We start from the raw sequence: 19,059 nt of genomic DNA on the forward strand, positions 1-19,059 counted from the left end.
ACACCGCCAGGCTGGTCGCGATGTCCATCATCGCGATGATCGGGCCGGACGCGATCACGCCGCTGTCCTCGTCCCCAATCAGGTCGGGCGAGTAGGGCAAGGCCAGCTCGATCCAGTCCTCGCCCCGCGCATGGAAACGGAATGCCCAAACGCCCGCCGTGCCCGCCGAACGTGCGCGTCTCGATCGCCTGCAGCACCATCGTCTTGGGGTCGAACTCCATGCCCCGTCTCTACACGCCCGCACCGCGCGCGCAACGTTGCAGCGTTTTAACTAACGCCGCTGGCGCGCCGCGGGGAACAAGGTGCGTATCCATCGGGGGGAGACACGATATGGACGCGCACGGCATCGACATCGCGGAGATCGAGGAACTGGACACCCGCGTCGCCAACGCGGGCGCGATCCGCGCCCTGGAGCAGGTCGCGGACCATACCTGCGAATATATCGTCGGCATCGTCATCATCTCGCACGCATGATCCCGTCCCGCGCGGTGCTGGCGGCCTCGACCGACCGCTCGCACGAGGTGGCCCGGGCATGGCAGTCGGGCACGGAGGTGACGCGGATCGCGGACGCCTTCGCTGGCTGCGATCCCGAACGGGTCGATGCGGTGGCGGACGTAGCGGAGGCGTTGCTGCGCGACGGGCGCTGGATCGCGCCGATGCTGGCGCCGCTGATCGAGGCGCTGGCGGCCGATCCGTGGTTCGAGCCGCCGGTGCGCGTCACGCGCGACCCGCTGCGCACCACCGCGCTGTTGCTGGAGCTGCCCGCGTTGACGCTGACGGCGACGATCCTGTCCGCGGCGGAGATGGCGCGCGCGCCGGCGCCCGCGACGCTGGCCGCATCGGGCCGGCTGTCGGTCGCGCGCTATCATCGGGCGGGCGGCGCCACGCTGGCGCGCTGGGAGGTGGGGCCGGCGGACGAGCGCTTCTCCGCCGCCGATGCGCCACCGCTCATGCCGCTGCCGTTGCTACCGTTGGTCGACGGGATGGTGTGCCGGATCGACGGCCGCCGCCACGCGCATCTGATCGAGGGGGCGACCAGCGACGTGGCACTGCTGACCTTCGCCACCCGCAGCACCGGGTTGACGCGCGAATATGACCGCGCCGACGGCACGCTGCTGCGCGCCGCTACCAGCGACGATGCCGCCTCGCGCACGCGCCTGCTCCTCACGCTGCTGCGCGTCGACGGGCGCCGCGACGCCGCGGCGCATTTCGCGGCGGCGGCGCAGGATGCCGCCTTCCATCTGCGCTGGGACGCGATGCGCGAATGGCTGGCGCTGGACCTGCGCACCGCCGCCCCGCGCTTGCGGCAGATGGCCATGCACGATCCGCATGACGAGGTCCGTGCCGCCGCCGCGCGGACGCTGCCGCTGGTGGAGGCGCGCCTGTGCCGCGCGTGATCCACGACACCGACGACGGGGTCGCCATCTCGCTCGACGAACTGGTCGATGCGCTGGATGCCGCGCCGTGGGACGCCCGCGACGAGGATGCGTTCGCGGCGATGGGCGTATGGCTGGCACGTCTCGCCCGCAACCGCACCTTCCTCTCCGACCTGGCGATTGGCGAGCTGGAACGGCGCTTTGCCGGGCAACAGGGCAACAGCTATGGCGCGCAGGTGCTGATGTTGCGCGCGCCGGGCGCCCGCTATGCGTTGCGCGCGAACTTCTGGCCCGCGTTGAACGATGCGGTGGTGCGCGCGGGCGGGACCGCGCCCTTCTTCTACGACCTGCCGCACGATCACAATTTCTCGTTCCTGACCGTCGGCTATCTCGGGCCGGGCTATTGGAGCGACTATTATCTGTTCGACGGCGATCGTCATGGCGACGCGGGCGATCCCGCACGGCTGGTGTTTGACGAGCGCGCGCGGCTGGAGCAGGGCAAGCTGATGCTCTATCGCGCGCACCGCGATGTGCACGTGCAACTGCCCCCCGACAGCTTCTCCGTCTCGCTCAACGTGCTGGGCTACGACCGCGCGCAGCCGTGGCGGACGCAATATCGCTTCGACGTCGCGAGCAACACGATCGCGCAGGCGATGACCGCGACGCCGTCGGAGGCGCTGGTGACGGTGGCCACGCATCTGGGCGGCGAGGCCGGCATCGCGCTCGCCGCGGACCTCGCGATGCGGCACCCGCATCCCCGGATGCGGCGCACCGCGCGCGCGTGCCTCGCCGGCGTGGCGGATGAGGCGATGACCATTGCGCTCGACGAACGACTGGCCGACGATCGCGACGCCATGATCGCGCGGGCGGCGCGCGCGCGGCTCGGCTGACGCCTCCGTTCCGGATCAGCCTCCGCCCCAACTGGCCGTGCGGCGCGATATGCCGGATGCATGGCGGTGCGGCTGCTCATCGATCGTCCCGGTTTGGCGGACGTGCTGCGGTTGCACGGCGTGCCGCTGGCGACCGCCGATGAGGCGCCGGTCCTGCTGATCGCGCCGGCCACGCACCGTGCCTCGCTGTCGGTGCGCTTTCCGGGCGTGAAGCTGCTCGCGGTGGCGCGCGATGTGCAGGAGGAGGGCGAGGCGCTCGACGCCGGGGTCGCCGATGCCGCGCGTGCCGACGATGCCGTCATCGCGGCGCGCGCCGCGCGCCTGCTCGCTCCCGACGGCTGGTGGCATGTCGGCGAGCTGGCGATCGATCGCGTTGCGCGCCGCGCCACCCGCGCCGGGCGCCCGCTGCTGCTGTTGCCGCGCGAATATGCCATGCTGGTCCATCTCGCGCGCCATGCCGGGCGCACCGTGCCGCATGCGGAGTTGCGACGCGCGGTGTTCGGGCTGGCGTTCGATCCGGGCACCAACCTGCTGGCGGTCCATGCCTCGCGGCTGCGCGCCGCGCTGGACCGCGGGTTCGACTGGCCGATGCTGCACACCGATCGCGGTCGCGGCTATCGGCTGGTTGCGACGCCGCCCGCCACCGGCTAGCCAAGTCGAAAGACTTAGGAAGGATGGCTTCATGAACGACCGTGTCTCGATCACCGTGGCGGACGGGATCGCCGATGTCCGGCTGACCCGCGCCGACAAGATGAACGCGCTCGATCCCGCGATGTTCGTCGGGCTGGCGGAGGCGATCGAGACGCTGAAGGCGCGCGGCGACGTGCGCGTCGTGGTGCTGTCGGGAGAGGGACGCGCCTTTTGCGCCGGGCTCGACATGGCATCGATGGCGGGCGGCGGCTCGGGCTTGAAGCTGGGCGAGCGCAGCCACGGGACCGCCAATCTCGCGCAATATGTCTGCACCGGCTGGCGCGAGCTGGCGGTGCCGGTGATCGCCGCGATCCATGGCGTGGCGATGGGCGGCGGGTTCCAGCTCTTGTCGGGCGCCGACATCCGCATCGCGCATCCCGCCACCCGGATGGCGATCCGCGAAACCTATTGGGGGCTGGTGCCCGACATGGGCGGGTTCGCGCTGTGGCGCGGCACGGTGCGCGAGGATATCCTGCGCGAACTGGTCTATACCAGTCGCGAGTTCACCGCCGAACAGGCGCAGCCCTGGGGTCTCGTCACCCATCTGGCCGACGATCCGCATGCGCACGCGATGCAGATCGCGCGCGAGATCGCGGGGCGTAACCCGCATGCGGTGCGCGCGTGCAAGCGATTGTTCGCGGAGGTCGTCGACGGCGACACCGCCAGCATCCTGCTGGCGGAGAGCGCGGAGCAGATCAAGTTGATGGGCAGCCCCAACCAGCGCGAGTCGGTGGTCGCCAATATGGAGAAGCGCGCGCCGGTCTTCGTCGACTAGGATCCTTGCGGAACCAGTCTTGGGAAAACCGCCGTCCCATCCTGAACGCGACGTTGTTTCAGGTTCATGCAACGAGGTTAGACTGCGGACGTTTCGAACCCAATACGACTTTTCTAGGGAGACATGGTCATGCGTAAGCTCATGCTGGTTCTGGGTGCCACCGCGATGGTCGCGCCGACGCTGGTCGCCACCACCGTCGATGCCGATGCGCAGCGTCGCTACAAGTACCGCGAATGGCGCGGCAACGACGGTCGCATCCGCTGCCGCAAGCCCGACGGCACCACCGGACTGGTGGTCGGCGCGGTCGCGGGCGGCCTGCTGGGACGCACGATCGACACGCGCGGCGACCGCACGCTGGGCACGGTGCTGGGCGGCGTCGGCGGCGCATTGGCCGGGCGCGAGATCGAACGTAGCAGCAGCAACCGCCGCTGCCGTTGAGCCTTTTCTCCGACACGGCGTTTTGGGGGCGCGATCCATCGGATCGCGCCCCTTTTTCGTTTCACATCATGGAGACGCCACATGACGACCCGCACCGGTTCCGCCCGCTACGAAGGGCTCGGCAAGGACGGCAAGGGCTGGGTGTCGACGCAGTCGGGCGTGCTGAAGGACCAGCGCTACGGCTTCGGCACGCGGTTCGACGACGAGCCCGGCACGAATCCGGAGGAATTGATCGCCGCGGCGCACGCCTCGTGCTTCACGATGGCGCTGTCGTTCGCGCTGGCGCGCGCCGGCCATGCCGAGGGCACGCTGGAAACCACCGCCAATGTCTCGCTGGAAAAGGACGGCGATGGCTTCACCATCACCGCGTCGGCGTTGCACCTGACCGCGAAAGTCCCGGGCATCTCACCGGAAGACCTCGCGCAGATTGCCGAAGGCGCGAAGGCAAATTGTCCGGTTTCCAAGGTGTTGACGGCCAATATCTCGCTGACGCACGAACTGTCTGCGGTATGAACCGCCAGTAGTTTTCGGTTCACGAAACCGGCGCCTCGCCCACCCGTTCTGTCCGCACCCTTTAGAGAGAGGAGAGTTGTTATGCGTATCATCATGGGCATGGCATTGGCGGCGACGACGCTGGCGGCGGTGCCGGTCGCGGCACAGACCCCGTGGCAGGCCAATCGCGAATATCGTGACGACGTCCGCGACGCCCGGCGCGACTATCGCGACAACATCCGCGATGCGGATTCGCGACGCGACGTCCGCGACGCCCGCCGCGAATATCGCGACGACATCCGGGATGCGCGGCGCGACCGCAACGACACGGTGCGCGACTGGCGGCGGTCCAGCCGCTACGACTGGAACCGGTACGAGCCGGGGCAGCGCGGCTATGACGCCGCCCGCTATTATCGCGACGGACGATATTATCGCGAGCGGTCGCTGGGTCGCAACGACCGCATCTACCGCGGCTACAACGGCCGCTATTACTGCCGCCGCAACGACGGCACGACCGGGCTGGTCGTCGGCGGGCTGGCCGGCGGTGCGCTGGGCAATATCATCGCGGGCGGCGGGTCGCGGTTGCTCGGCACGCTGATCGGCGCGGGTGGCGGCGCGCTGCTGGGTCAGTCGATCGATCGCGGCAACGTGCGCTGCCGCTAGGCTGATCGATAACAGGGGCTCCGGGCGACCGGAGCCCCTTTTCGTATCAGATCAGGCCGCCGCCCAGCATCAGCCGCAGGCCGAAGATGACGATCAGGATCAGGTTCAGGTTGCGCCCGCCGTTGCGCGACGACAATGCGCCGATCGCCGCACCCACCACCGCGATCGGGATCACGAACCAGTAACCCCAGGCGAAGAACGGCAGGAACGGGACGATACCCAATACCAGCGCGACGAGGCCGATCAGGACCGAGACGATGTTCAGCATGAGCGATAGATGACCCCTCCGCCGGTGTATTGCAAGACCATCACACGAAGGGTTCCTTAACCGCACCGATGGCAGGAGCGGCATAATCCATCAATTCGTCTGGCGAACTTCCATGCGGCGAGCGACCATCCCGGCCCTGACCTCTTCGCTGGCGCTTCTGCTGGCCGCCTGCGGCGCGGCGAACGACGCCACTCTCAACGCGCAGGACAATACGCTCGATGCCATCGACGACGCGCTGGTCGGCAACACCGTCGCCAGCGCGGGGGACCCGGCGCTGACCGCCGCGCTCCACGACCAGATCATGGTCGATCCGGCACTGGTGCAGCAGGCGAACGACGATGCGGTCCGTCCGCCCACCACGCCGGTCGCCGGCGCGGTCGCGCCCGACGGCATCGCCGTCGCCGCGATGAAGAGCGTGGCGCTGCCCGCCGGACTGCGCAGCGCACCCGCCGCCTCCAACGACTGCCCGCAATGCGCCGCCGCGCGCCGCGCGCTGACGCTGGGCGCGCTGGCCCGGGCGCAGGGCGGCGACACCGGCCAATGTGCCGCACGATTGGGCTATTCCACCGCCTGGGCCAATCGCCTGCCCGCCGCGATGCCGCTCTATCCGGATGCGCGCGTGACGGAGGCGGCGGGCGCCGACGCGGAAGGCTGCGCGCTACGCGTCGTCAGCTTCGCCAGCGCGCAGCCGATGCAGACGCTGCTCGACTTCTATTATACGCGCGCCACCGATGCGGGCTTCGCCGCCGGGCATCAGGCGGACGGCGCGGAACATGTGCTCGCGGGGACGAAGGCGGGTGCGGGTGCCTATCTCGTCACGCTGCGCCCGCATCGCGGCGGCGGGACGGAGGTGGATCTGATGGTCGACGCCCGCTGACGCGCGACGCTATGGTGCGATCATGCCGCACCTGCTCCTGTTCGTCGCGATCGTCGCGGAGGTGATCGCCACCAGCGCGCTCAAGCAATCGGACGGCTTTACCCGTCCCCTGCCCGCTATGGTTACGATCGCGGGCTATGCGATCGCTTTCTATTGCCTGTCGCTCGCGCTGCGCACGATCCCGACCGGGTCGCCTATGCGATCTGGTCCGGGGTCGGGATCGTGCTCATCACGGCGATCGCGTGGTGGGTGGATGACCAGCGGCTCGACATGCCCGCGGTCGCGGGGATGGTGCTGATCACCGCCGGCGTGCTGGTGATGAATCTCTTCTCCACCGCGACGGTGCGATAGCGCCGCACCACCGCCGGCATCGAGCGGCCACGATCAGTCCGCCGCGGCCAGTTCCTCGGTCAGCGCCTGGATGATCGCTTCGTTGAACGCCGGGATATCGTCCGGCTTGCGGCTGGTGATCAGATTGCCGTCGACCACCACCTCTTCGTCGACCACCTCGCCGCCGGCATTTTCCAGGTCGGTGCGGATCGACGCGAAACCGGTCAGCCGACGCCCGTCGATCACGTCCGCCTCGGCCAGCAGCCAGGGCGCGTGGCAGATCGCGGCGACGATGCGATCGTCGTCCATGAACTGCTGGACGATCTCCACCGCGCGATCCTCGACCCGCAGCTTGTCGGGGTTGGCGACCCCGCCCGGCAGGACCAGCGCATCGTAATCGTCCACCTCCACCTCCTCCAGTGTCAGGTCGGGCGTCGCGGTTTCGGCCTGGTTGATGTCCTCCTTCATGCCCTGGATCGGGTCGCGCTTGATCGACGCGAGCGTGACCGTCGCCCCCGCCGCCTCCAGCGCCTTTCTCGGCTCGAACAGTTCCACCGTCTCGAAACCGTCGGCGGCGATCATCAGCACGCGCGCTTGCGTCAGGTCGGCCATGGGACATCTCCATTGTTGCTTGGGGGATAGCCGCGGGTGAACCCCCACGCCCCGTGGTACGTTCCGGAACGAAGCGCTGGGCCGCGCATTTCCCGCGACACGCTCATCGCACCACACCGGAAGGGCTAAGTGACGCAGAAGATTGTCTATTGCGATGACCAGGCACCCGGCATCACGCGCAAGAAGACGCGCCACGGCGCCTGGGCCTATCATGCGCCCGACGGTAGCCGCATCACCGACCGGGACGAGATCGACCGGTTGAACGCGATCGGCCTGCCCCCCGCCTACACCGACGCCTGGTTCTGCCCCGACGCGGGCGGCCATATCCAGGCGGTCGGCTGGGACGAGAAGGGGCGCAAGCAATATCGCTACCACCTCGATTTCCGCGCGCAGCAGGAGGCGGCGAAATATGATCTGTGCGCACCGTTCGGCCGCGCGCTCACCAAGCTGCGTGCGCGTGTCGAGGCCGATCTGGCGAAGCGGCGCCACAGCAAGGAGCGCACCGTCGCCGCGATCGTCAAGCTGCTCGACGTGGCATCGCTGCGCATCGGGAACGAGGCCTATGCGAAGACCAACAAGAGCTTCGGCCTCACCACGCTGCGCGATCGCCATGCCGAGATCACCGGCAGCACGCTGACGCTGGAATATCGCGCCAAGTCGGGGAAGCAGCGCCGGCTGAAGATCACCGACGGCAGCCTCGCGCGGTTCGTCAAGAAGTGCCAGGACCTGCCGGGGCAGAAGCTGTTCCAATATGTCGGCGAGGACGGCGCACCGCATGCGGTCACCTCGTCCGACGTCAATGCCTATATCCGCGAGGCGATGGGCGACGGCTTCACCGCCAAGCATTTCCGCACATGGGGCGCCAGCGTCGTCGCGTTCGAGACGCTGGCGGGGGCGCCCGCGCCGATCGGGCTGAAGACAATGCTGGAGCCGGTGGTGGAGCGGCTGGGCAACACGCCTGCGATCGCGCGCAAGTCCTACGTCCATCCCGCCTTGATCGAACTGGCGAAGGACAAGGCCGCGCAGGCCGCGTTCCGCCAGTCGCTGCGGCTGCCGCGTGCGACCAGCTATCTGACGCGCGGAGAGCGCGGGCTGATCGCCTTCCTGGAACAATCCGGCGCGTGCGAACTGAAGGCGGCGTGACATGACCACGGCAAGCAACACCGCGGCGCAGCGCGCCGCGTTCGACGCCGATGCGGTCGGCGCGCAGGTCAACAGCCTGCTCGGGTCCAGCGTCACCTGGCTGCAGGAACGCTGGCTGGAAATTCTGATCGCGATCGGCGCCGGCGCGGTCATTGCGCTGGCATTGTTCTGGCTGCGACGACTGGGGCCGCGGCTCGCGCGGCGCAGCGCCAGCGGCAAGGGCTGGTCCGCGGTACTGGGGCGCGCGATCGAGCGCACCAACGCCTTCTTCATCATCATGCTCTCGGCCAAGCTGGTGAGCGGCTATGCCGCCACCCCGCCGGAGGTGGATACGACCGCGACCTTCCTGTTCACCGTCGCCGCGGTGTTCCAGGCGGCGATCTGGGCGCGCGAGCTGATCCTGGGCGCGATCGAGCATCGCACCCGGTCCGAGCATTATTCGGGCGAGGCGCTGGTCAGCGCGATGGGGCTGATCCGGCTGCTGGTCAGCTTCGCGGTGTTCGCGATCGCGCTGGTGGTGGTGCTCGACAATCTGGGCGTCAACGTCACCGGCCTGGTCGCCGGGCTGGGCGTGGGCGGCATCGCGATCGGTCTGGCCGCGCAAGGCATCTTCGCGGACCTGTTCGCCGCGCTGGCGATCATCTTCGATCGTCCGTTTCGTCGTGGCGACAAGGTCAGCTACGACAATACCAGCGGGGTGATCGAGGCGATCGGGCTGAAGTCCACCCGCATCCGCGCCTATACCGGCGAACTGCGCATCATCTCCAACCGCAAACTGCTGGACAAGGAGATCCAGAACGTCACGCTGCGCGACCATATCCGCGTCGGCTATACGATCGGCGTCGCCTATGAGACGCCGCCGGACACGCTGGCACGCGTGCCCCAGATCCTCACCGAGCTGGTCGAGGCAGAGGGAGCGAAGGTGGCGCGCGCCGGGTTCGACACCTTCGGCGCCTCCAGTATCGATGTCGTGTTGCAGGTCGATACCGCGGGCGACGACTGGGGCGTGGCGCATGCGACGCGCAACCGGCTGATGGTCGCCATCGTCCGCCGCTTCGCGGAGGAGGGAATCGTCATCCCCTATCCGACGCAGACCACGTTCACCGCCGCACCCGACGGCACGCTCGTGATGCCCTATTCGGAACAGCTCCACATCGCACCTACCGAGGCGAAGTGAACCGCTCGCCCGTCACGGCGTTGTCGCGGGGGTAGAGGAGAAACGACCATGAACCGTGCCATGCTGTCCGCCCTGATGATCGCCACCTTGTCTGCGCCGCTGGCGGTCGCCCCCGCCGACGCGCAGCGCCGCGACCGCGACTATCGCTGGCATGGCGAGGAGCGCGACTGGGATGCCGCGCGCGATTACCGGCGCAGCAACGCACGCGAGCGGCGGCTGTCGCGCGAAGACCAGGTCTATCGCGGGCGTGACGGCCGCACCTACTGCCGCCGCAACGACGGCACGACCGGGCTGGTCGTCGGCGGCGTCGGCGGCGCGGTGGTCGGCAACCTGATCGGCGGCGGGCTGCTGGGCACGCTGGCAGGTGGCGCCGGCGGCGCGCTGCTGGGTCGTTCGATCGACAAGGGCAAGGTTCGCTGCCGCTGACCGATTCGGGCGGATTCGAAGATCGGGTCCGCCTGACCTTGGCGGATTGCACCACGGAAAGCCGCCGTTGACGCTAGGTCCGGCGGCTTTTTCGTAGTCCCGGTCCGCTCCCTCTTGCGGCAGTGCAGCGCGAGCGCCTAGAGAGACGCAGCGCTGCTCGACGAGGGGAGGACCAGGTGACCGCAGACGAGATGAAGGCCGCGATCGGACAGGAAAGCGTGTCCGAATGGGTCGAGGTGACCCAGGACATGATCAACAAGTTTGCCGATGCGACCGGCGACCACCAGTTCATCCACATCGACCCGGAACGCGCGAAGCTGACGCCGTTCGGCACCACGATCGCGCATGGCTTCCTGACGCTGTCGCTGCTGCCGTTGCTGTCGATGAAGACCCCCGACGCGCCCCGGCTGGACGGCGTGAAGATGGGCGTCAACTATGGCGGCAACAAGGTTCGCTTCCTCGCCCCGGTGCCCTCGGGTTCGAAGGTCCGCGGCCGCTCGAAGATCGTCGAGTTCGAGGAAAAGCGCCCTGGCCAGTATCAATATACGACCGAGACCACGATCGAGATCGAGGGCAGCGACAAGCCCGCGATGATCGCGGAGTGGATCACGCAGGTCTTCGCCTGACCGACCACTGAGCCCCTCCCTTGCAAGGGAGGGGTTGGGGTGGGTCGCGGCCTGACGGTACGGCTCCCTCCATCGATCGGCGGCTCCGTATCGCGAGCACGCCACCCACCCCCAGCCCCTCCCTTGAAAGGGAGGGGAGTTTTCACGAGGCTCCCATGCGTTCCGCCGTCATCGTCTCCACCGCCCGCACCCCGATCGGCCGCGCCTATCGCGGTGCGTTCAACAATCTCCCCTCCCCCACGCTCGCCAGCCACGCGATCAAGGCCGCGGTTGAGCGCGCGAAGATCGAGGGCGGCGAGGTCGACGACGTCGTCATCGGCTCCGCGCTCCAGCAGGGGCATCAGGCCGGCAACATCGCGCGCACCTCGCTGCTGCGCGCCGGGCTGCCGATCGAGGTGTCGGGCATGTCGCTCGACCGCCAGTGCGCCTCGGGCCTGATGGCGATCGCCACCGCCGCCAAGCAGATCGTCGTCGACGGCATGGACGTGACCATCGGCGGCGGCGTCGACAGCATCTCGCTGGTGCAGACGCCCGAAATGCGCGTCGCGCCCGACAAGGAGCTGCTGGCGATGCACAACGACATCTACATGCCGATGCTCCAGACCGCCGAGGTGGTCGCCAAGCGCTATGGCATCAGCCGCGATGTGCAGGACGAATACGGCTATCAGTCGCAGATGCGCACCGCCGCCGCGCAGGCCGCGGGCAAGTTCGACGACGAGATCGTCGCCGTCACCGCGACCAAGGCGAACGTCAACAAGGAGACGAAGGACGTCTCCTACGAGGAAGTGACCCTGTCGAAGGATGAGGGCAACCGCGCCGACACCACGCTGGAAGGTCTCAAGAGCCTGAAGCCGGTGCTGGGACCGGACCTCAACATCACCGCCGGCAATGCGTCGCAGCTGTCGGACGGCGCATCCGCCAGCGTGCTGATGGAGGAAAAGGTCGCCGCGGCGAAGGGCCTGACCCCGCTCGGCCGCTATGTCGGCATGGCGGTGGCGGGCACCAAGCCCGACGAGATGGGCATCGGCCCGGTCTTCGCGATCCCGAAACTGCTGGAGCGCAATGGCCTCAAGATCGGCGACATCGGCCTGTGGGAGCTGAACGAGGCGTTTGCGGTACAGGTGCTGTATTGCCGCGACAAGCTGGGTATCCCCGACGAACTGCTCAACGTCAACGGTGGCGCGATCTCGATCGGCCACCCCTATGGCATGTCGGGCGCGCGCATGACCGGCCATGCGCTGATCGAGGGCAAGCGCCGTGGCGCGAAGTACGTCGTCGTCACGATGTGCGTCGGCGGCGGCATGGGCGCGGCGGGGCTGTTCGAGGTGCTGTAAAACCGCACAAGCCTGTTTCTCTCCGTCACCCCGGACTTGATCCGGGGTCCCGCTTCTCTCGACGAAAGCGGGACCCCGGCTCAGGGCCGGGGTGACGTATATCCGGGGCGACGGATCGCAACCAACGCTCCCGCTCCTCGTTCTCCGACCAAACCGTTCGAGAGGAGACGACACATGGCGGACGCCAACACCGATCCGAAGCAGCTGAAGAAAGACCTGTGGAAGAAGATGGCGGACAGCCCCTTCGTCATGGTTGGCAAGGCGGACGGCTCCTCGCACAGCGAGCCGCTGACCGCGCAGCTGGATGAAGATCAGGTCGACACGCTGTTCTTCTTCATCGGCAAGGACAATCGCGTCGCGGGCGGCGGCAAGGTGATGATGCAATATGTGTCCAAGGGGCACGATTTCTTCGCCTGCCTCGACGGTGATGCGCGCATCGACAACGATCGCGCGCAGATCGACAAGCTGTGGAACAAGCAGGCGGAGGCGTGGTTTCCGGGCGGCAAGGAGGATCCGAACCTCGCGCTGCTCCGCGTCGATATCGACAGCGCGGAATTGTGGGAGACCGATATTTCGGTCGGTGGCCGGCTGAAGATGCTGTTCGGCGGCACGATCCGATCGGACGAAACCGGCAGCCATGCGAAGGTAGGCACCACCGCGGAAAGCTCCCCCGCCTGATCGATCGTCGCGGGCCGGTCGCATGACCGCGACCGGCCCGTTTCCCTTGTCGCGCGAAAGCGGATAGAGGGCGGGGATGAACCCCCTTTTCCTCGTCATGGCGGGCGGTGCGGTGGGCGCCGGTGTGCGCCACCTCGTCAATCGCGCCACGCTTCTCGCCCTCGGCCCGACCTGGCCCTGGGGTACGCTGACCGTCAATCTGGTCGGCGGATTGCTGATGGGGGTCCTGGTCGGCATTCTCGCGCGCCATGCGACCGCCGGCAACGACAGCTGGCGTCTGCTGCTGGGCACCGGCGTGCTCGGCGGCTTCACCACCTTCTCCGCCTTCGCGCTCGACACCGTCGGGATGGTCCAGCGTGGTGCGATCGCCAGCGCGGCCTTCTACGTGCTGCTGTCGGTCGCCGGTGCGATCCTCGCGCTGTTCGCCGGCCTGCTGCTGACGCGGGTGGCGGCATGAGCGATCAGGTCCGCCAGTTCACCATTGCCAGCGACGACGACGGCATTCGCGTCGATCGCTGGTTCAAGCGGCACCTCGACGCGACCAGCTTCACCACGGTCGCCAAATGGGCGCGCACCGGACAGATCCGCGTCGATGGCGCGCGCGTGGCACCGGGTGATCGGCTCCAGGCCGGTCAGGTCCTGCGCATTCCGCCCGCCGAGCCGGTCCGCAGCGACGTCCGCCCCGCCCGCACCCGCCCCGCGCTGACCGAAGACGAGGCGACCTTTGCGCGCGAAATGGTGATCCACAAGGATGCGCAGGCGCTGGTGCTCAACAAGCCGCCGGGCCTGGCGACGCAGGGCGGCACCAAGACGACGCAGCATGTCGACGGCCTGCTCGACGCGCTGCAATATGAGGCGGAGGGGCGGCCCAAGCTGGTCCATCGTCTCGACAAGGACACATCGGGCGCGCTGCTGGTGGCGCGCACCTCGCGCGCGGCGGCGTTCTTCGCCAAGACGTTTTCCGGACGCTCGGCGAAAAAGGTCTATTGGGCGCTGGTCGTCGGCGTCCCGTCGATCGACGACGGCACGATCGACCTGCCGATCGCCAAGCAGCCGGGCACCGGCGGCGAGAAGATGCACGTCGACGAGGCGGAGGGCAGCCCCGCGCGCAGCCGCTATCGCGTGATCGAGCGCGCCGGCAATCGCGCCGCCTGGGTCGAGCTGCAACCCTTCACCGGACGCACCCATCAGTTGCGCGTGCATATGGCGGCGATCGGCCATCCGATCGTGGGCGACGGCAAGTACGGCGGCCCCGCCGCCTTTCTGACCGGCGGGATCAGCCGCAAGATGCACCTCCACGCGCGGCGCATCCGCGTCGATCATCCCGACGGCGGCGAGATCGACGTGACGGCCGAGTTGCCGACCCATTTCGCGGAAAGCCTCGCCGGGCTGGGGTTTGAGCCGATGGCGGGCGACATGATGCCGCTCGACGAGGCGGCACCGCCCTCGCGCGAGGAGAAGAAGGCGCGCGCGCGGGCGCATGCCAAGACCGTGCGCAAGGAACGCCGCGGCGAACGGCGGTCGCGCGGCGGCAGTGGTGGCGAGAAGGCGGACGGAGGCGGCCGGGGACGGCGCTGACATGCATCCCGATCCCTCATTCCGCGTCGATGCGGATGCCTGTCGCGCGCTGGTCCGCGACGTGGCGTTCGCGCACCTCTTCGTGCGCAACGGAGACGCCGCCGCGGTGATCCATGCGCCAGTGGTGCTGGAGGATGAGGATGCGCTGACGTTCCACGTCTCCCGGCGCAACCATGCGGCGGCGCTGCTGCCGGGCGCGCAGGCAATCGTCAGCGTGGTCGGGCCGCACGGCTATGTCAGCCCGGACTGGTACGCCACCACCGGGCAGGTACCGACATGGAACTATGTCGCGGCAGAAGCGGAAGGCGTCGTCGAGCCGCTGTCTCGCGACGAATTGCTGGCGCAGATCGATGCGCTGGGCGATCAGCACGAGGTGCGGCTGGCGCCCAAGCCATGCTGGACGCGCGAGAAGATGCCGGCCGATCGCGTCGACGCGATGGTCGCGGCGATCGCCGGGTTCCGGTTGCGGGTCGCGACGTGGCGCGGCACCGCGAAGCTGTCGCAGAACAAGCCCGCCCGCGATATCGCCGGTGTCGTCGCCGCGCTACGCGCGCTGGGGCGCGACGATCTGGCCGATGCGGTCGCGGCGCCGGGCCATCGCCCGGGTCAGACCGCGAGCACCGCCCCCGTCGCCATGCCCCACAAGCCATAGGCGGCCAGCAGCACCGCGCCCGCAACCGTCGCGCCGAACAGCACATAGCCGACATTGTTGAGCACCGGCGGATTGGGCCGGGCCAGCTTGCGGTTGTGCGACGCGCCGGACAGCACGAAGCTGAGCAGCATTCCATAGGTCAGGGCAACGGCTTCGATCATTCCCGCTCTCGCTCGTACAGAGTCAGCGGCCACCCCCCAGCAGCCGCGTGCGGTTAACCATATCCGCTTCATCCTACCCATAGGTTAACGGGCGGTTCGCCGCTGAATCGCGGCACTTCGTCGCGACCGCGCCAAGCACGCGGCTCGATCGTGCGCGCGCGACGTTGTGGCGCGCCGCCGCGGCTTGCCCTAGGGGAGAGACATGACCCATCGTCTCGCGGTATTCGATTGCGACGGCACGCTCGCCGACGGAGAGGCCAACATCTGTCGCGCGATGGAGGCCGCCTATGCCGGTGCGGGGCTGGTCGCCCCTGCCCGGGCCGCGATCTGCGGCATCGTCGGGTTGAGCCTGGTCGAGGCGGTCGCCGTACTGGCGCCCGATGCCGACGAGTCGCTCCACCATGCGCTCGCGGCCGACTACAAGGCGGCGTTCCACCGCATGCGCATCGCCGGCGAACTCGACGTGGAGCCGCTGTACGACGGACTGTTGACGGTGCTGGATGCGCTGGCCGCGGCGGGCTGGCGGCTCGGCGTCGCGACCGGCAAGTCGGATCGCGGGCTGGGGCATCTGCTCGCGCACCACGGACTGACGGATCGCTTCGTCACGCTCCAGACCGCGGACCGCCATCCGTCGAAGCCGCATCCCGCGATGCTGCACGCCGCCATGGCACAGGCCGGTACCGATCCCCACATGACCGTGATGATCGGCGACACCAGCTACGACATGGCGATGGCAGGCGCGGCGGGAACGCGCGCGGTCGGCGTCACCTGGGGCTATCACGATGCGGCGACGCTGCGCGACGCCGGTGCCGACACGATCGTCGACGATGCCGCGGCGCTGGCCGAATGCCTGCTGGCGACGGTGCCGGCATGAGCGATCCGGCCTTTCCGCGCTGGGCGGCGATGATGGCGGTGCGGTTCGTCGCCACGATCGGCGCGGTGCTGGGGGTGGTGTTGCTGGGCCGCGCGGACGACCTGCCGACGCGGCTGCTCGGCGTCGCGATCGTCGCCGCCGCGCTGTGGGTGATCGCGACCGTGCCCAGGGCGCTGGCGCATCGCTGGCGGAGCCCGGAGTGAAGCGCTTCTGGAAAGAGGTGAGCGTCGACACCGACCGTGTCGTGCGGCTCGACGATCGCCCGGTCCGCACCCCAGGGCGCGCGCCGCTGGCGCTGCCCGGGGCCGCACTCGCCGCCGCCATCGCGGACGAATGGCGGGGCGTGGCGGAGGCGATCGACCCGCGTGCGATGCCGCTCACCGGCCTCGCCAATGCCGCGATCGATCGTGTCGGCGCCGACCATGACGGGTTCGCGCAGGGGCTGGCGCGCTATGCGGAAAGCGACCTGCTCTGCTATCGCGCCGATGGTCCTCAGGAGCTGGTCGCGCGACAGGCGGCGGCGTGGGATCCGCTGCTCGACTGGGCGCGCACCCGCTACGACGTGCATTTCGAGCTGGTCACCGGCGTGATGCACCGCGCGCAGCCTACGGCGACGCTGGCGCGGCTGTCCGATGCGGTGGCCAGCCGCGATGCCTTCCGCCTCGCCGCGATGTCGCCGGTGGTGACGATCACGGGCACGCTGATCGGCGCGCTTGCGCTGGTCGAGGGCGCGGTCGATGCCGGCACGCTGTGGAGCGCGGCGATGGTCGACGAGGATTGGCAGGCGGAACGCTGGGGCGAGGACGACCTCGCCACCCAGGCACGCGCGGCACGGCGGCGCGACTATGACGCGGCGGTGCGCTTCCTGCGGTTGTTGTGAACGTCGTGCTCCAGCGACCTACCCCGCCGGCGTGCGCAGCTTGCGGATGAACCCGATCAGCCCCGTCTGCCGCGATCGCTTCAGTCGCTCCGCCGCCAGGATCGTCTTCACCTTGGCGTAGCAGGCGTCGACGTCGTCGTTGACCAGCACATAGTCGTAACCGTCCCAGTGGCTGACCTCCGCATCGGCGCGCGCCATGCGGCGGTCGATGATCTCCTGCACATCGGTGGCCCGGCCCTCCAGCCGGCGGCGCAGTTCCGCCATCGACGGGGGCAGGATGAACACGCGCACCACGTCGCCGCCGGCGATCTGGTGCAGCTGCTGCGCGCCCTGCCAGTCGATGTCGAACAGCACGTCCTTGCCCTCGGCCAACAGCGCATCGACCGGCGCGCGCGGCGTGCCATAGCGCTGGTCGAAGACGTGCGCCCATTCCAGGAACGCGCGCTCCTCGACCATCTCGCGGAAGCGCTCCAGCGAGACGAAGTGATAGTCGCGCCCGTCCACCTCGCCCTTGCGGATGTCGCGCGTGGTGGCGGACACCGACAGCGACAGCTCGGGTTCGCTGGCCAGCAGCATGCGCGCGATCGTCGACTTGCCCGCGCCCGATGGCGAGGACAGGACGAACAGCACGCCGCGGCGCTTCATGTTGTGCGGGTCGGCGGGGGAGGCGGAATCCATGGCGGCTGATGCCCCGCCCCCGCCCGCGCCGTCAAGCGTGCAGGCGCGCGGCGTGCCAGTCGAGATGATCGCCCATGAAGGTGGAGATGAAGTGATAGCTGTGGTCGTACCCCGGCTGCAGCCGCAGCGTCAGGTCGATCCCGGTCGCGTCGCACGCCTCCGCCAGCAGGTGGGGGCGCAGCTGTTCGGCCAGGAAGCCATCGGCATCCCCCTGATCCACCAGCAATTCCCTGACGCGCGCGCTATCCTCGATCAGCGCCACTGCGTCGTGCGCGCGCTGCGCGGCCGGGTCCGCGCCCAGATAGCGGTCGAGCGCCTTGCCCCATGGCACCTGCGTCGGTGCGACGATCGGCGCGAAGGCGGAGACGGCGCGGAAGCGCTCCGGATGGGTCAGCCCGATCGTCAATGCGCCGTGCCCGCCCATCGAATGCCCCATGATCGACTGGCGCGCCATGTCGACCGGGAACGACTCGCCGACCAGTGCGGGCAGTTCCTGCGTCACATAGGTCCACATGCGATAGTTGGCGGACCACGGCGCCTGCGTCGCATCGACGTAGAAGCCCGCCCCCTTGGCGAAATCCCACGCATCCTCGTCGGGCACGTCGTCGCCGCGAGGGCTGGTGTCCGGCGCGACGAAGATCAATCCCAGCCGCGCGCAATGCGCGCGATACTCGCCCTTGTCGGTGACATTGGCATGGGTGCAGGTGAGCCCCGATAGATACCACACCACCGGCAGCCGCGCGCCCGGCGCATGATCGGGAACATAGACCGAGAAGGTCATGTCGGTCCCGGTCGCGGTGGAGACGTGGCGATAGACGCCCTGCGTCCCGCCGTGCGCGCGCGAGGTGGAGACGATTTCCATCGGGGTCCTCCCAAACGAACTTCGTCACCCCGGCCCTTACCCGGGATGACGAAGAAGGCCTGACCTCTTCTGCTCGTCAAGCCGCCGCGGGCATCCGGTGCAGCGCGCACAGCTTGTTGCCGTCCGGATCGCGCAGATACGCCAGATACAGGTCGCCGAACCCTGCGCTGCGCACGCCGGGCGCATCCTCGATCGCGGTGCCGCCGGCCGCGACCCCCGCCTGATGCCAGGCATCGGCCTGCTCCGGACCGCTGACCGCGAAGCCGATCGTGCCGCCATTGGCATGCGTCGCCGGCTGTCCGTCGATCGGCGTCGTCACCAGGAACATGCTGCCGTTGTGCATGTAGATCAGGCGGCCCTTGTCGTCCTGGATCCCGGGCTTGCCTCCCATGGCGCCGAACAGCGAGTCGTAGAATTTCTTCGACCGGGCGATGTCGTTCGATCCGACCATCATGTGCGAATACATAAGCGCTCCTCTCCTCCGTTTTTCTCCCCTCGCTGCAAGGGAGGGGTCGGGGGTGGGTTCTGGCCTGACGATACGGTGAAGTCCACCGGAACGGCCGCCGTATCGTCCGGCAT

Annotated in this window: 27 protein-coding genes and 1 pseudogene; 22 read left to right on the forward strand and 6 right to left on the reverse strand. The window is 68.7% G+C overall.

What is annotated here, in order from left to right; all coding sequences use genetic code 11:
- Positions 1 to 330: 330 nt before the first annotated feature.
- The 8 genes from PGN14_RS06320 to PGN14_RS06355 all read left to right on the forward strand — a co-directional run bounded on the left by PGN14_RS06320 (position 331) and on the right by PGN14_RS06355 (position 5,324).
- Entirely contained in the window at positions 331 to 474 is a 144-nt protein-coding gene (locus PGN14_RS06320; RefSeq protein ID WP_335298599.1) for a hypothetical protein, read from the forward strand.
- A complete protein-coding gene (locus PGN14_RS06325; RefSeq protein WP_335298600.1) occupies positions 471 to 1,397 on the forward strand; it encodes a hypothetical protein in 927 nt (308 codons plus the stop codon). Before PGN14_RS06320 ends, PGN14_RS06325 begins: the two co-directional genes overlap by 4 nt.
- Entirely contained in the window at positions 1,385 to 2,266 is an 882-nt protein-coding gene (locus tag PGN14_RS06330; protein ID WP_335298601.1) for a transposase, read from the forward strand. The genes PGN14_RS06325 and PGN14_RS06330 overlap by 13 nt, the downstream gene beginning before the upstream one ends.
- A gap of 60 nt (positions 2,267 to 2,326) precedes the next feature.
- Positions 2,327 to 2,917: a winged helix-turn-helix domain-containing protein gene (locus PGN14_RS06335; RefSeq protein WP_335298602.1), complete on the forward strand. Its 591-nt coding sequence runs from the start codon at positions 2,327 to 2,329 to the stop codon at positions 2,915 to 2,917.
- 31 nt (positions 2,918 to 2,948) lie between these two features.
- Positions 2,949 to 3,731, forward strand: a complete 783-nt coding sequence (locus PGN14_RS06340; protein WP_335298604.1) for a crotonase/enoyl-CoA hydratase family protein — start codon at positions 2,949 to 2,951, stop codon at positions 3,729 to 3,731.
- Between the two features lie 129 nt (positions 3,732 to 3,860).
- Positions 3,861 to 4,169 (forward strand): glycine zipper 2TM domain-containing protein, encoded by a 309-nt coding sequence (locus PGN14_RS06345; protein ID WP_335298606.1) that lies wholly within the window; start codon positions 3,861 to 3,863, stop codon positions 4,167 to 4,169.
- 81 nt (positions 4,170 to 4,250) lie between these two features.
- The gene (locus PGN14_RS06350) at positions 4,251 to 4,682 is read left to right on the forward strand and encodes an OsmC family protein (RefSeq protein WP_335298607.1); all 432 of its coding nucleotides are present in this window, start codon (positions 4,251 to 4,253) and stop codon (positions 4,680 to 4,682) included.
- A gap of 81 nt (positions 4,683 to 4,763) precedes the next feature.
- Complete coding sequence (locus PGN14_RS06355; protein WP_335298608.1) at positions 4,764 to 5,324, forward strand: glycine zipper 2TM domain-containing protein; 561 nt, start codon at positions 4,764 to 4,766, stop codon at positions 5,322 to 5,324.
- 46 nt (positions 5,325 to 5,370) lie between these two features.
- On the opposite strand, the gene PGN14_RS06360 is transcribed toward PGN14_RS06355, so the two are convergent.
- Positions 5,371 to 5,592, reverse strand: a complete 222-nt coding sequence (locus PGN14_RS06360) for a hypothetical protein (RefSeq protein WP_335298610.1) — start codon at positions 5,590 to 5,592, stop codon at positions 5,371 to 5,373.
- A gap of 112 nt (positions 5,593 to 5,704) precedes the next feature.
- Here PGN14_RS06360 and PGN14_RS06365 point away from each other — a divergent pair, with 112 nt between their 5' ends.
- Both PGN14_RS06365 and PGN14_RS06370 read left to right on the forward strand, forming a co-directional pair.
- A complete protein-coding gene (locus PGN14_RS06365) occupies positions 5,705 to 6,469 on the forward strand; it encodes a hypothetical protein (RefSeq protein ID WP_335298611.1) in 765 nt (254 codons plus the stop codon).
- A 22-nt stretch (positions 6,470 to 6,491) separates the two neighbouring features.
- Positions 6,492 to 6,820: pseudogene (locus tag PGN14_RS06370) on the forward strand (DMT family transporter).
- A gap of 33 nt (positions 6,821 to 6,853) precedes the next feature.
- On the opposite strand, the gene PGN14_RS06375 reads toward PGN14_RS06370, so the two are convergent.
- Positions 6,854 to 7,411 (reverse strand): type 1 glutamine amidotransferase domain-containing protein, encoded by a 558-nt coding sequence (locus PGN14_RS06375; RefSeq protein ID WP_335298613.1) that lies wholly within the window; start codon positions 7,409 to 7,411, stop codon positions 6,854 to 6,856.
- A 129-nt stretch (positions 7,412 to 7,540) separates the two neighbouring features.
- Here PGN14_RS06375 and PGN14_RS06380 point away from each other — a divergent pair, with 129 nt between their 5' ends.
- From PGN14_RS06380 to PGN14_RS06420, 9 genes are all read left to right on the forward strand, one after another.
- Positions 7,541 to 8,554 carry a DNA topoisomerase IB gene (locus PGN14_RS06380; RefSeq protein WP_335298614.1) on the forward strand — a complete coding sequence of 338 codons (1,014 nt, stop codon included), beginning with the start codon at positions 7,541 to 7,543 and terminating at the stop codon, positions 8,552 to 8,554.
- A gap of 1 nt (position 8,555) precedes the next feature.
- On the forward strand, positions 8,556 to 9,731 hold the full coding sequence (locus PGN14_RS06385) for a mechanosensitive ion channel family protein (protein ID WP_335298615.1): 1,176 nt from the start codon (positions 8,556 to 8,558) through the stop codon (positions 9,729 to 9,731).
- Between the two features lie 48 nt (positions 9,732 to 9,779).
- A complete protein-coding gene (locus PGN14_RS06390) occupies positions 9,780 to 10,157 on the forward strand; it encodes a glycine zipper 2TM domain-containing protein (RefSeq protein ID WP_335298616.1) in 378 nt (125 codons plus the stop codon).
- Positions 10,158 to 10,348: 191 nt separating this feature from the next.
- Positions 10,349 to 10,783: a MaoC family dehydratase gene (locus PGN14_RS06395; RefSeq protein ID WP_335299176.1), complete on the forward strand. Its 435-nt coding sequence runs from the start codon at positions 10,349 to 10,351 to the stop codon at positions 10,781 to 10,783.
- 155 nt (positions 10,784 to 10,938) lie between these two features.
- Positions 10,939 to 12,117, forward strand: coding sequence for an acetyl-CoA C-acyltransferase (locus PGN14_RS06400; protein ID WP_335298617.1), 1,179 nt, complete (start codon positions 10,939 to 10,941; stop codon positions 12,115 to 12,117).
- A gap of 174 nt (positions 12,118 to 12,291) precedes the next feature.
- Complete coding sequence (locus tag PGN14_RS06405) at positions 12,292 to 12,795, forward strand: pyridoxamine 5'-phosphate oxidase family protein (protein ID WP_335298618.1); 504 nt, start codon at positions 12,292 to 12,294, stop codon at positions 12,793 to 12,795.
- Between the two features lie 76 nt (positions 12,796 to 12,871).
- Complete coding sequence (gene crcB / locus PGN14_RS06410; protein WP_335298620.1) at positions 12,872 to 13,252, forward strand: fluoride efflux transporter CrcB; 381 nt, start codon at positions 12,872 to 12,874, stop codon at positions 13,250 to 13,252.
- Positions 13,249 to 14,373: an RluA family pseudouridine synthase gene (locus PGN14_RS06415; RefSeq protein ID WP_335298621.1), complete on the forward strand. Its 1,125-nt coding sequence runs from the start codon at positions 13,249 to 13,251 to the stop codon at positions 14,371 to 14,373. The genes crcB and PGN14_RS06415 overlap by 4 nt, the downstream gene beginning before the upstream one ends.
- A 1-nt stretch (position 14,374) precedes the next feature.
- Complete coding sequence (locus tag PGN14_RS06420) at positions 14,375 to 15,025, forward strand: FMN-binding negative transcriptional regulator (RefSeq protein WP_335298623.1); 651 nt, start codon at positions 14,375 to 14,377, stop codon at positions 15,023 to 15,025.
- On the opposite strand, the gene PGN14_RS06425 is transcribed toward PGN14_RS06420, so the two are convergent.
- Positions 14,980 to 15,186, reverse strand: a complete 207-nt coding sequence (locus PGN14_RS06425) for a hypothetical protein (protein ID WP_335298625.1) — start codon at positions 15,184 to 15,186, stop codon at positions 14,980 to 14,982. The two genes, PGN14_RS06420 and PGN14_RS06425, sit on opposite strands and share 46 nt — an antisense overlap.
- Before the next feature lie 202 nt (positions 15,187 to 15,388).
- On the opposite strand from PGN14_RS06425, the gene PGN14_RS06430 reads away from it, so the two are divergent.
- The 3 genes from PGN14_RS06430 to PGN14_RS06440 are packed head-to-tail and all read left to right on the forward strand — an operon-like array spanning position 15,389 to position 16,940.
- Positions 15,389 to 16,060: an HAD-IA family hydrolase gene (locus tag PGN14_RS06430; protein ID WP_335298626.1), complete on the forward strand. Its 672-nt coding sequence runs from the start codon at positions 15,389 to 15,391 to the stop codon at positions 16,058 to 16,060.
- Complete coding sequence (locus tag PGN14_RS06435) at positions 16,057 to 16,263, forward strand: hypothetical protein (protein ID WP_335298627.1); 207 nt, start codon at positions 16,057 to 16,059, stop codon at positions 16,261 to 16,263. The genes PGN14_RS06430 and PGN14_RS06435 overlap by 4 nt, the downstream gene beginning before the upstream one ends.
- Positions 16,260 to 16,940: an ATP12 family chaperone protein gene (locus tag PGN14_RS06440; RefSeq protein ID WP_335298629.1), complete on the forward strand. Its 681-nt coding sequence runs from the start codon at positions 16,260 to 16,262 to the stop codon at positions 16,938 to 16,940. Before PGN14_RS06435 ends, PGN14_RS06440 begins: the two co-directional genes overlap by 4 nt.
- Positions 16,941 to 16,958: 18 nt before the next feature.
- On the opposite strand, the gene gmk is transcribed toward PGN14_RS06440, so the two are convergent.
- The 3 genes from gmk to PGN14_RS06455 form a co-directional block, all read right to left on the reverse strand.
- Positions 16,959 to 17,618, reverse strand: coding sequence for a guanylate kinase (gene gmk / locus PGN14_RS06445; RefSeq protein ID WP_335298630.1), 660 nt, complete (start codon positions 17,616 to 17,618; stop codon positions 16,959 to 16,961).
- 31 nt (positions 17,619 to 17,649) lie between these two features.
- On the reverse strand, positions 17,650 to 18,480 hold the full coding sequence (fghA, locus tag PGN14_RS06450) for an S-formylglutathione hydrolase (protein WP_335298632.1): 831 nt from the start codon (positions 18,478 to 18,480) through the stop codon (positions 17,650 to 17,652).
- A 76-nt stretch (positions 18,481 to 18,556) separates the two neighbouring features.
- A complete protein-coding gene (locus PGN14_RS06455) occupies positions 18,557 to 18,946 on the reverse strand; it encodes a VOC family protein (protein WP_335298633.1) in 390 nt (129 codons plus the stop codon).
- Positions 18,947 to 19,059: the final 113 nt, after the last annotated feature.

Origin of the sequence: Sphingomonas adhaesiva (assembly GCF_036946305.1) — a bacterium.
In the GTDB taxonomy this organism is placed as follows: domain Bacteria; phylum Pseudomonadota; class Alphaproteobacteria; order Sphingomonadales; family Sphingomonadaceae; genus Sphingomonas; species Sphingomonas adhaesiva_B.

Bases quoted from the DNA above. Each gene is read 5' to 3' on its own strand.
- PGN14_RS06365 (WP_335298611.1), top strand. From the start codon at position 5,705: ATGCGGCGAGCGACCATCCCGGCCCTGACCTCTTCGCTGGCGCTTCTG.
- PGN14_RS06360 (WP_335298610.1), bottom strand. From the start codon at position 5,592: ATGCTGAACATCGTCTCGGTCCTGATCGGCCTCGTCGCGCTGGTATTG.
- PGN14_RS06325 (WP_335298600.1), top strand. From the start codon at position 471: ATGATCCCGTCCCGCGCGGTGCTGGCGGCCTCGACCGACCGCTCGCAC.
- PGN14_RS06415 (WP_335298621.1), top strand. From the start codon at position 13,249: ATGAGCGATCAGGTCCGCCAGTTCACCATTGCCAGCGACGACGACGGC.
- fghA (WP_335298632.1), bottom strand. From the start codon at position 18,480: ATGGAAATCGTCTCCACCTCGCGCGCGCACGGCGGGACGCAGGGCGTC.
- PGN14_RS06335 (WP_335298602.1), top strand. From the start codon at position 2,327: ATGGCGGTGCGGCTGCTCATCGATCGTCCCGGTTTGGCGGACGTGCTG.
- PGN14_RS06340 (WP_335298604.1), top strand. From the start codon at position 2,949: ATGAACGACCGTGTCTCGATCACCGTGGCGGACGGGATCGCCGATGTC.
- PGN14_RS06320 (WP_335298599.1), top strand. From the start codon at position 331: ATGGACGCGCACGGCATCGACATCGCGGAGATCGAGGAACTGGACACC.
- PGN14_RS06430 (WP_335298626.1), top strand. From the start codon at position 15,389: ATGACCCATCGTCTCGCGGTATTCGATTGCGACGGCACGCTCGCCGAC.
- PGN14_RS06455 (WP_335298633.1), bottom strand. From the start codon at position 18,946: ATGTATTCGCACATGATGGTCGGATCGAACGACATCGCCCGGTCGAAG.
- PGN14_RS06400 (WP_335298617.1), top strand. From the start codon at position 10,939: ATGCGTTCCGCCGTCATCGTCTCCACCGCCCGCACCCCGATCGGCCGC.
- gmk (WP_335298630.1), bottom strand. From the start codon at position 17,618: ATGGATTCCGCCTCCCCCGCCGACCCGCACAACATGAAGCGCCGCGGC.
- PGN14_RS06425 (WP_335298625.1), bottom strand. From the start codon at position 15,186: ATGATCGAAGCCGTTGCCCTGACCTATGGAATGCTGCTCAGCTTCGTG.
- PGN14_RS06435 (WP_335298627.1), top strand. From the start codon at position 16,057: ATGAGCGATCCGGCCTTTCCGCGCTGGGCGGCGATGATGGCGGTGCGG.
- PGN14_RS06375 (WP_335298613.1), bottom strand. From the start codon at position 7,411: ATGGCCGACCTGACGCAAGCGCGCGTGCTGATGATCGCCGCCGACGGT.
- PGN14_RS06395 (WP_335299176.1), top strand. From the start codon at position 10,349: ATGAAGGCCGCGATCGGACAGGAAAGCGTGTCCGAATGGGTCGAGGTG.
- PGN14_RS06385 (WP_335298615.1), top strand. From the start codon at position 8,556: ATGACCACGGCAAGCAACACCGCGGCGCAGCGCGCCGCGTTCGACGCC.
- PGN14_RS06350 (WP_335298607.1), top strand. From the start codon at position 4,251: ATGACGACCCGCACCGGTTCCGCCCGCTACGAAGGGCTCGGCAAGGAC.
- crcB (WP_335298620.1), top strand. From the start codon at position 12,872: ATGAACCCCCTTTTCCTCGTCATGGCGGGCGGTGCGGTGGGCGCCGGT.
- PGN14_RS06405 (WP_335298618.1), top strand. From the start codon at position 12,292: ATGGCGGACGCCAACACCGATCCGAAGCAGCTGAAGAAAGACCTGTGG.
- PGN14_RS06390 (WP_335298616.1), top strand. From the start codon at position 9,780: ATGAACCGTGCCATGCTGTCCGCCCTGATGATCGCCACCTTGTCTGCG.
- PGN14_RS06345 (WP_335298606.1), top strand. From the start codon at position 3,861: ATGCGTAAGCTCATGCTGGTTCTGGGTGCCACCGCGATGGTCGCGCCG.
- PGN14_RS06420 (WP_335298623.1), top strand. From the start codon at position 14,375: ATGCATCCCGATCCCTCATTCCGCGTCGATGCGGATGCCTGTCGCGCG.
- PGN14_RS06355 (WP_335298608.1), top strand. From the start codon at position 4,764: ATGCGTATCATCATGGGCATGGCATTGGCGGCGACGACGCTGGCGGCG.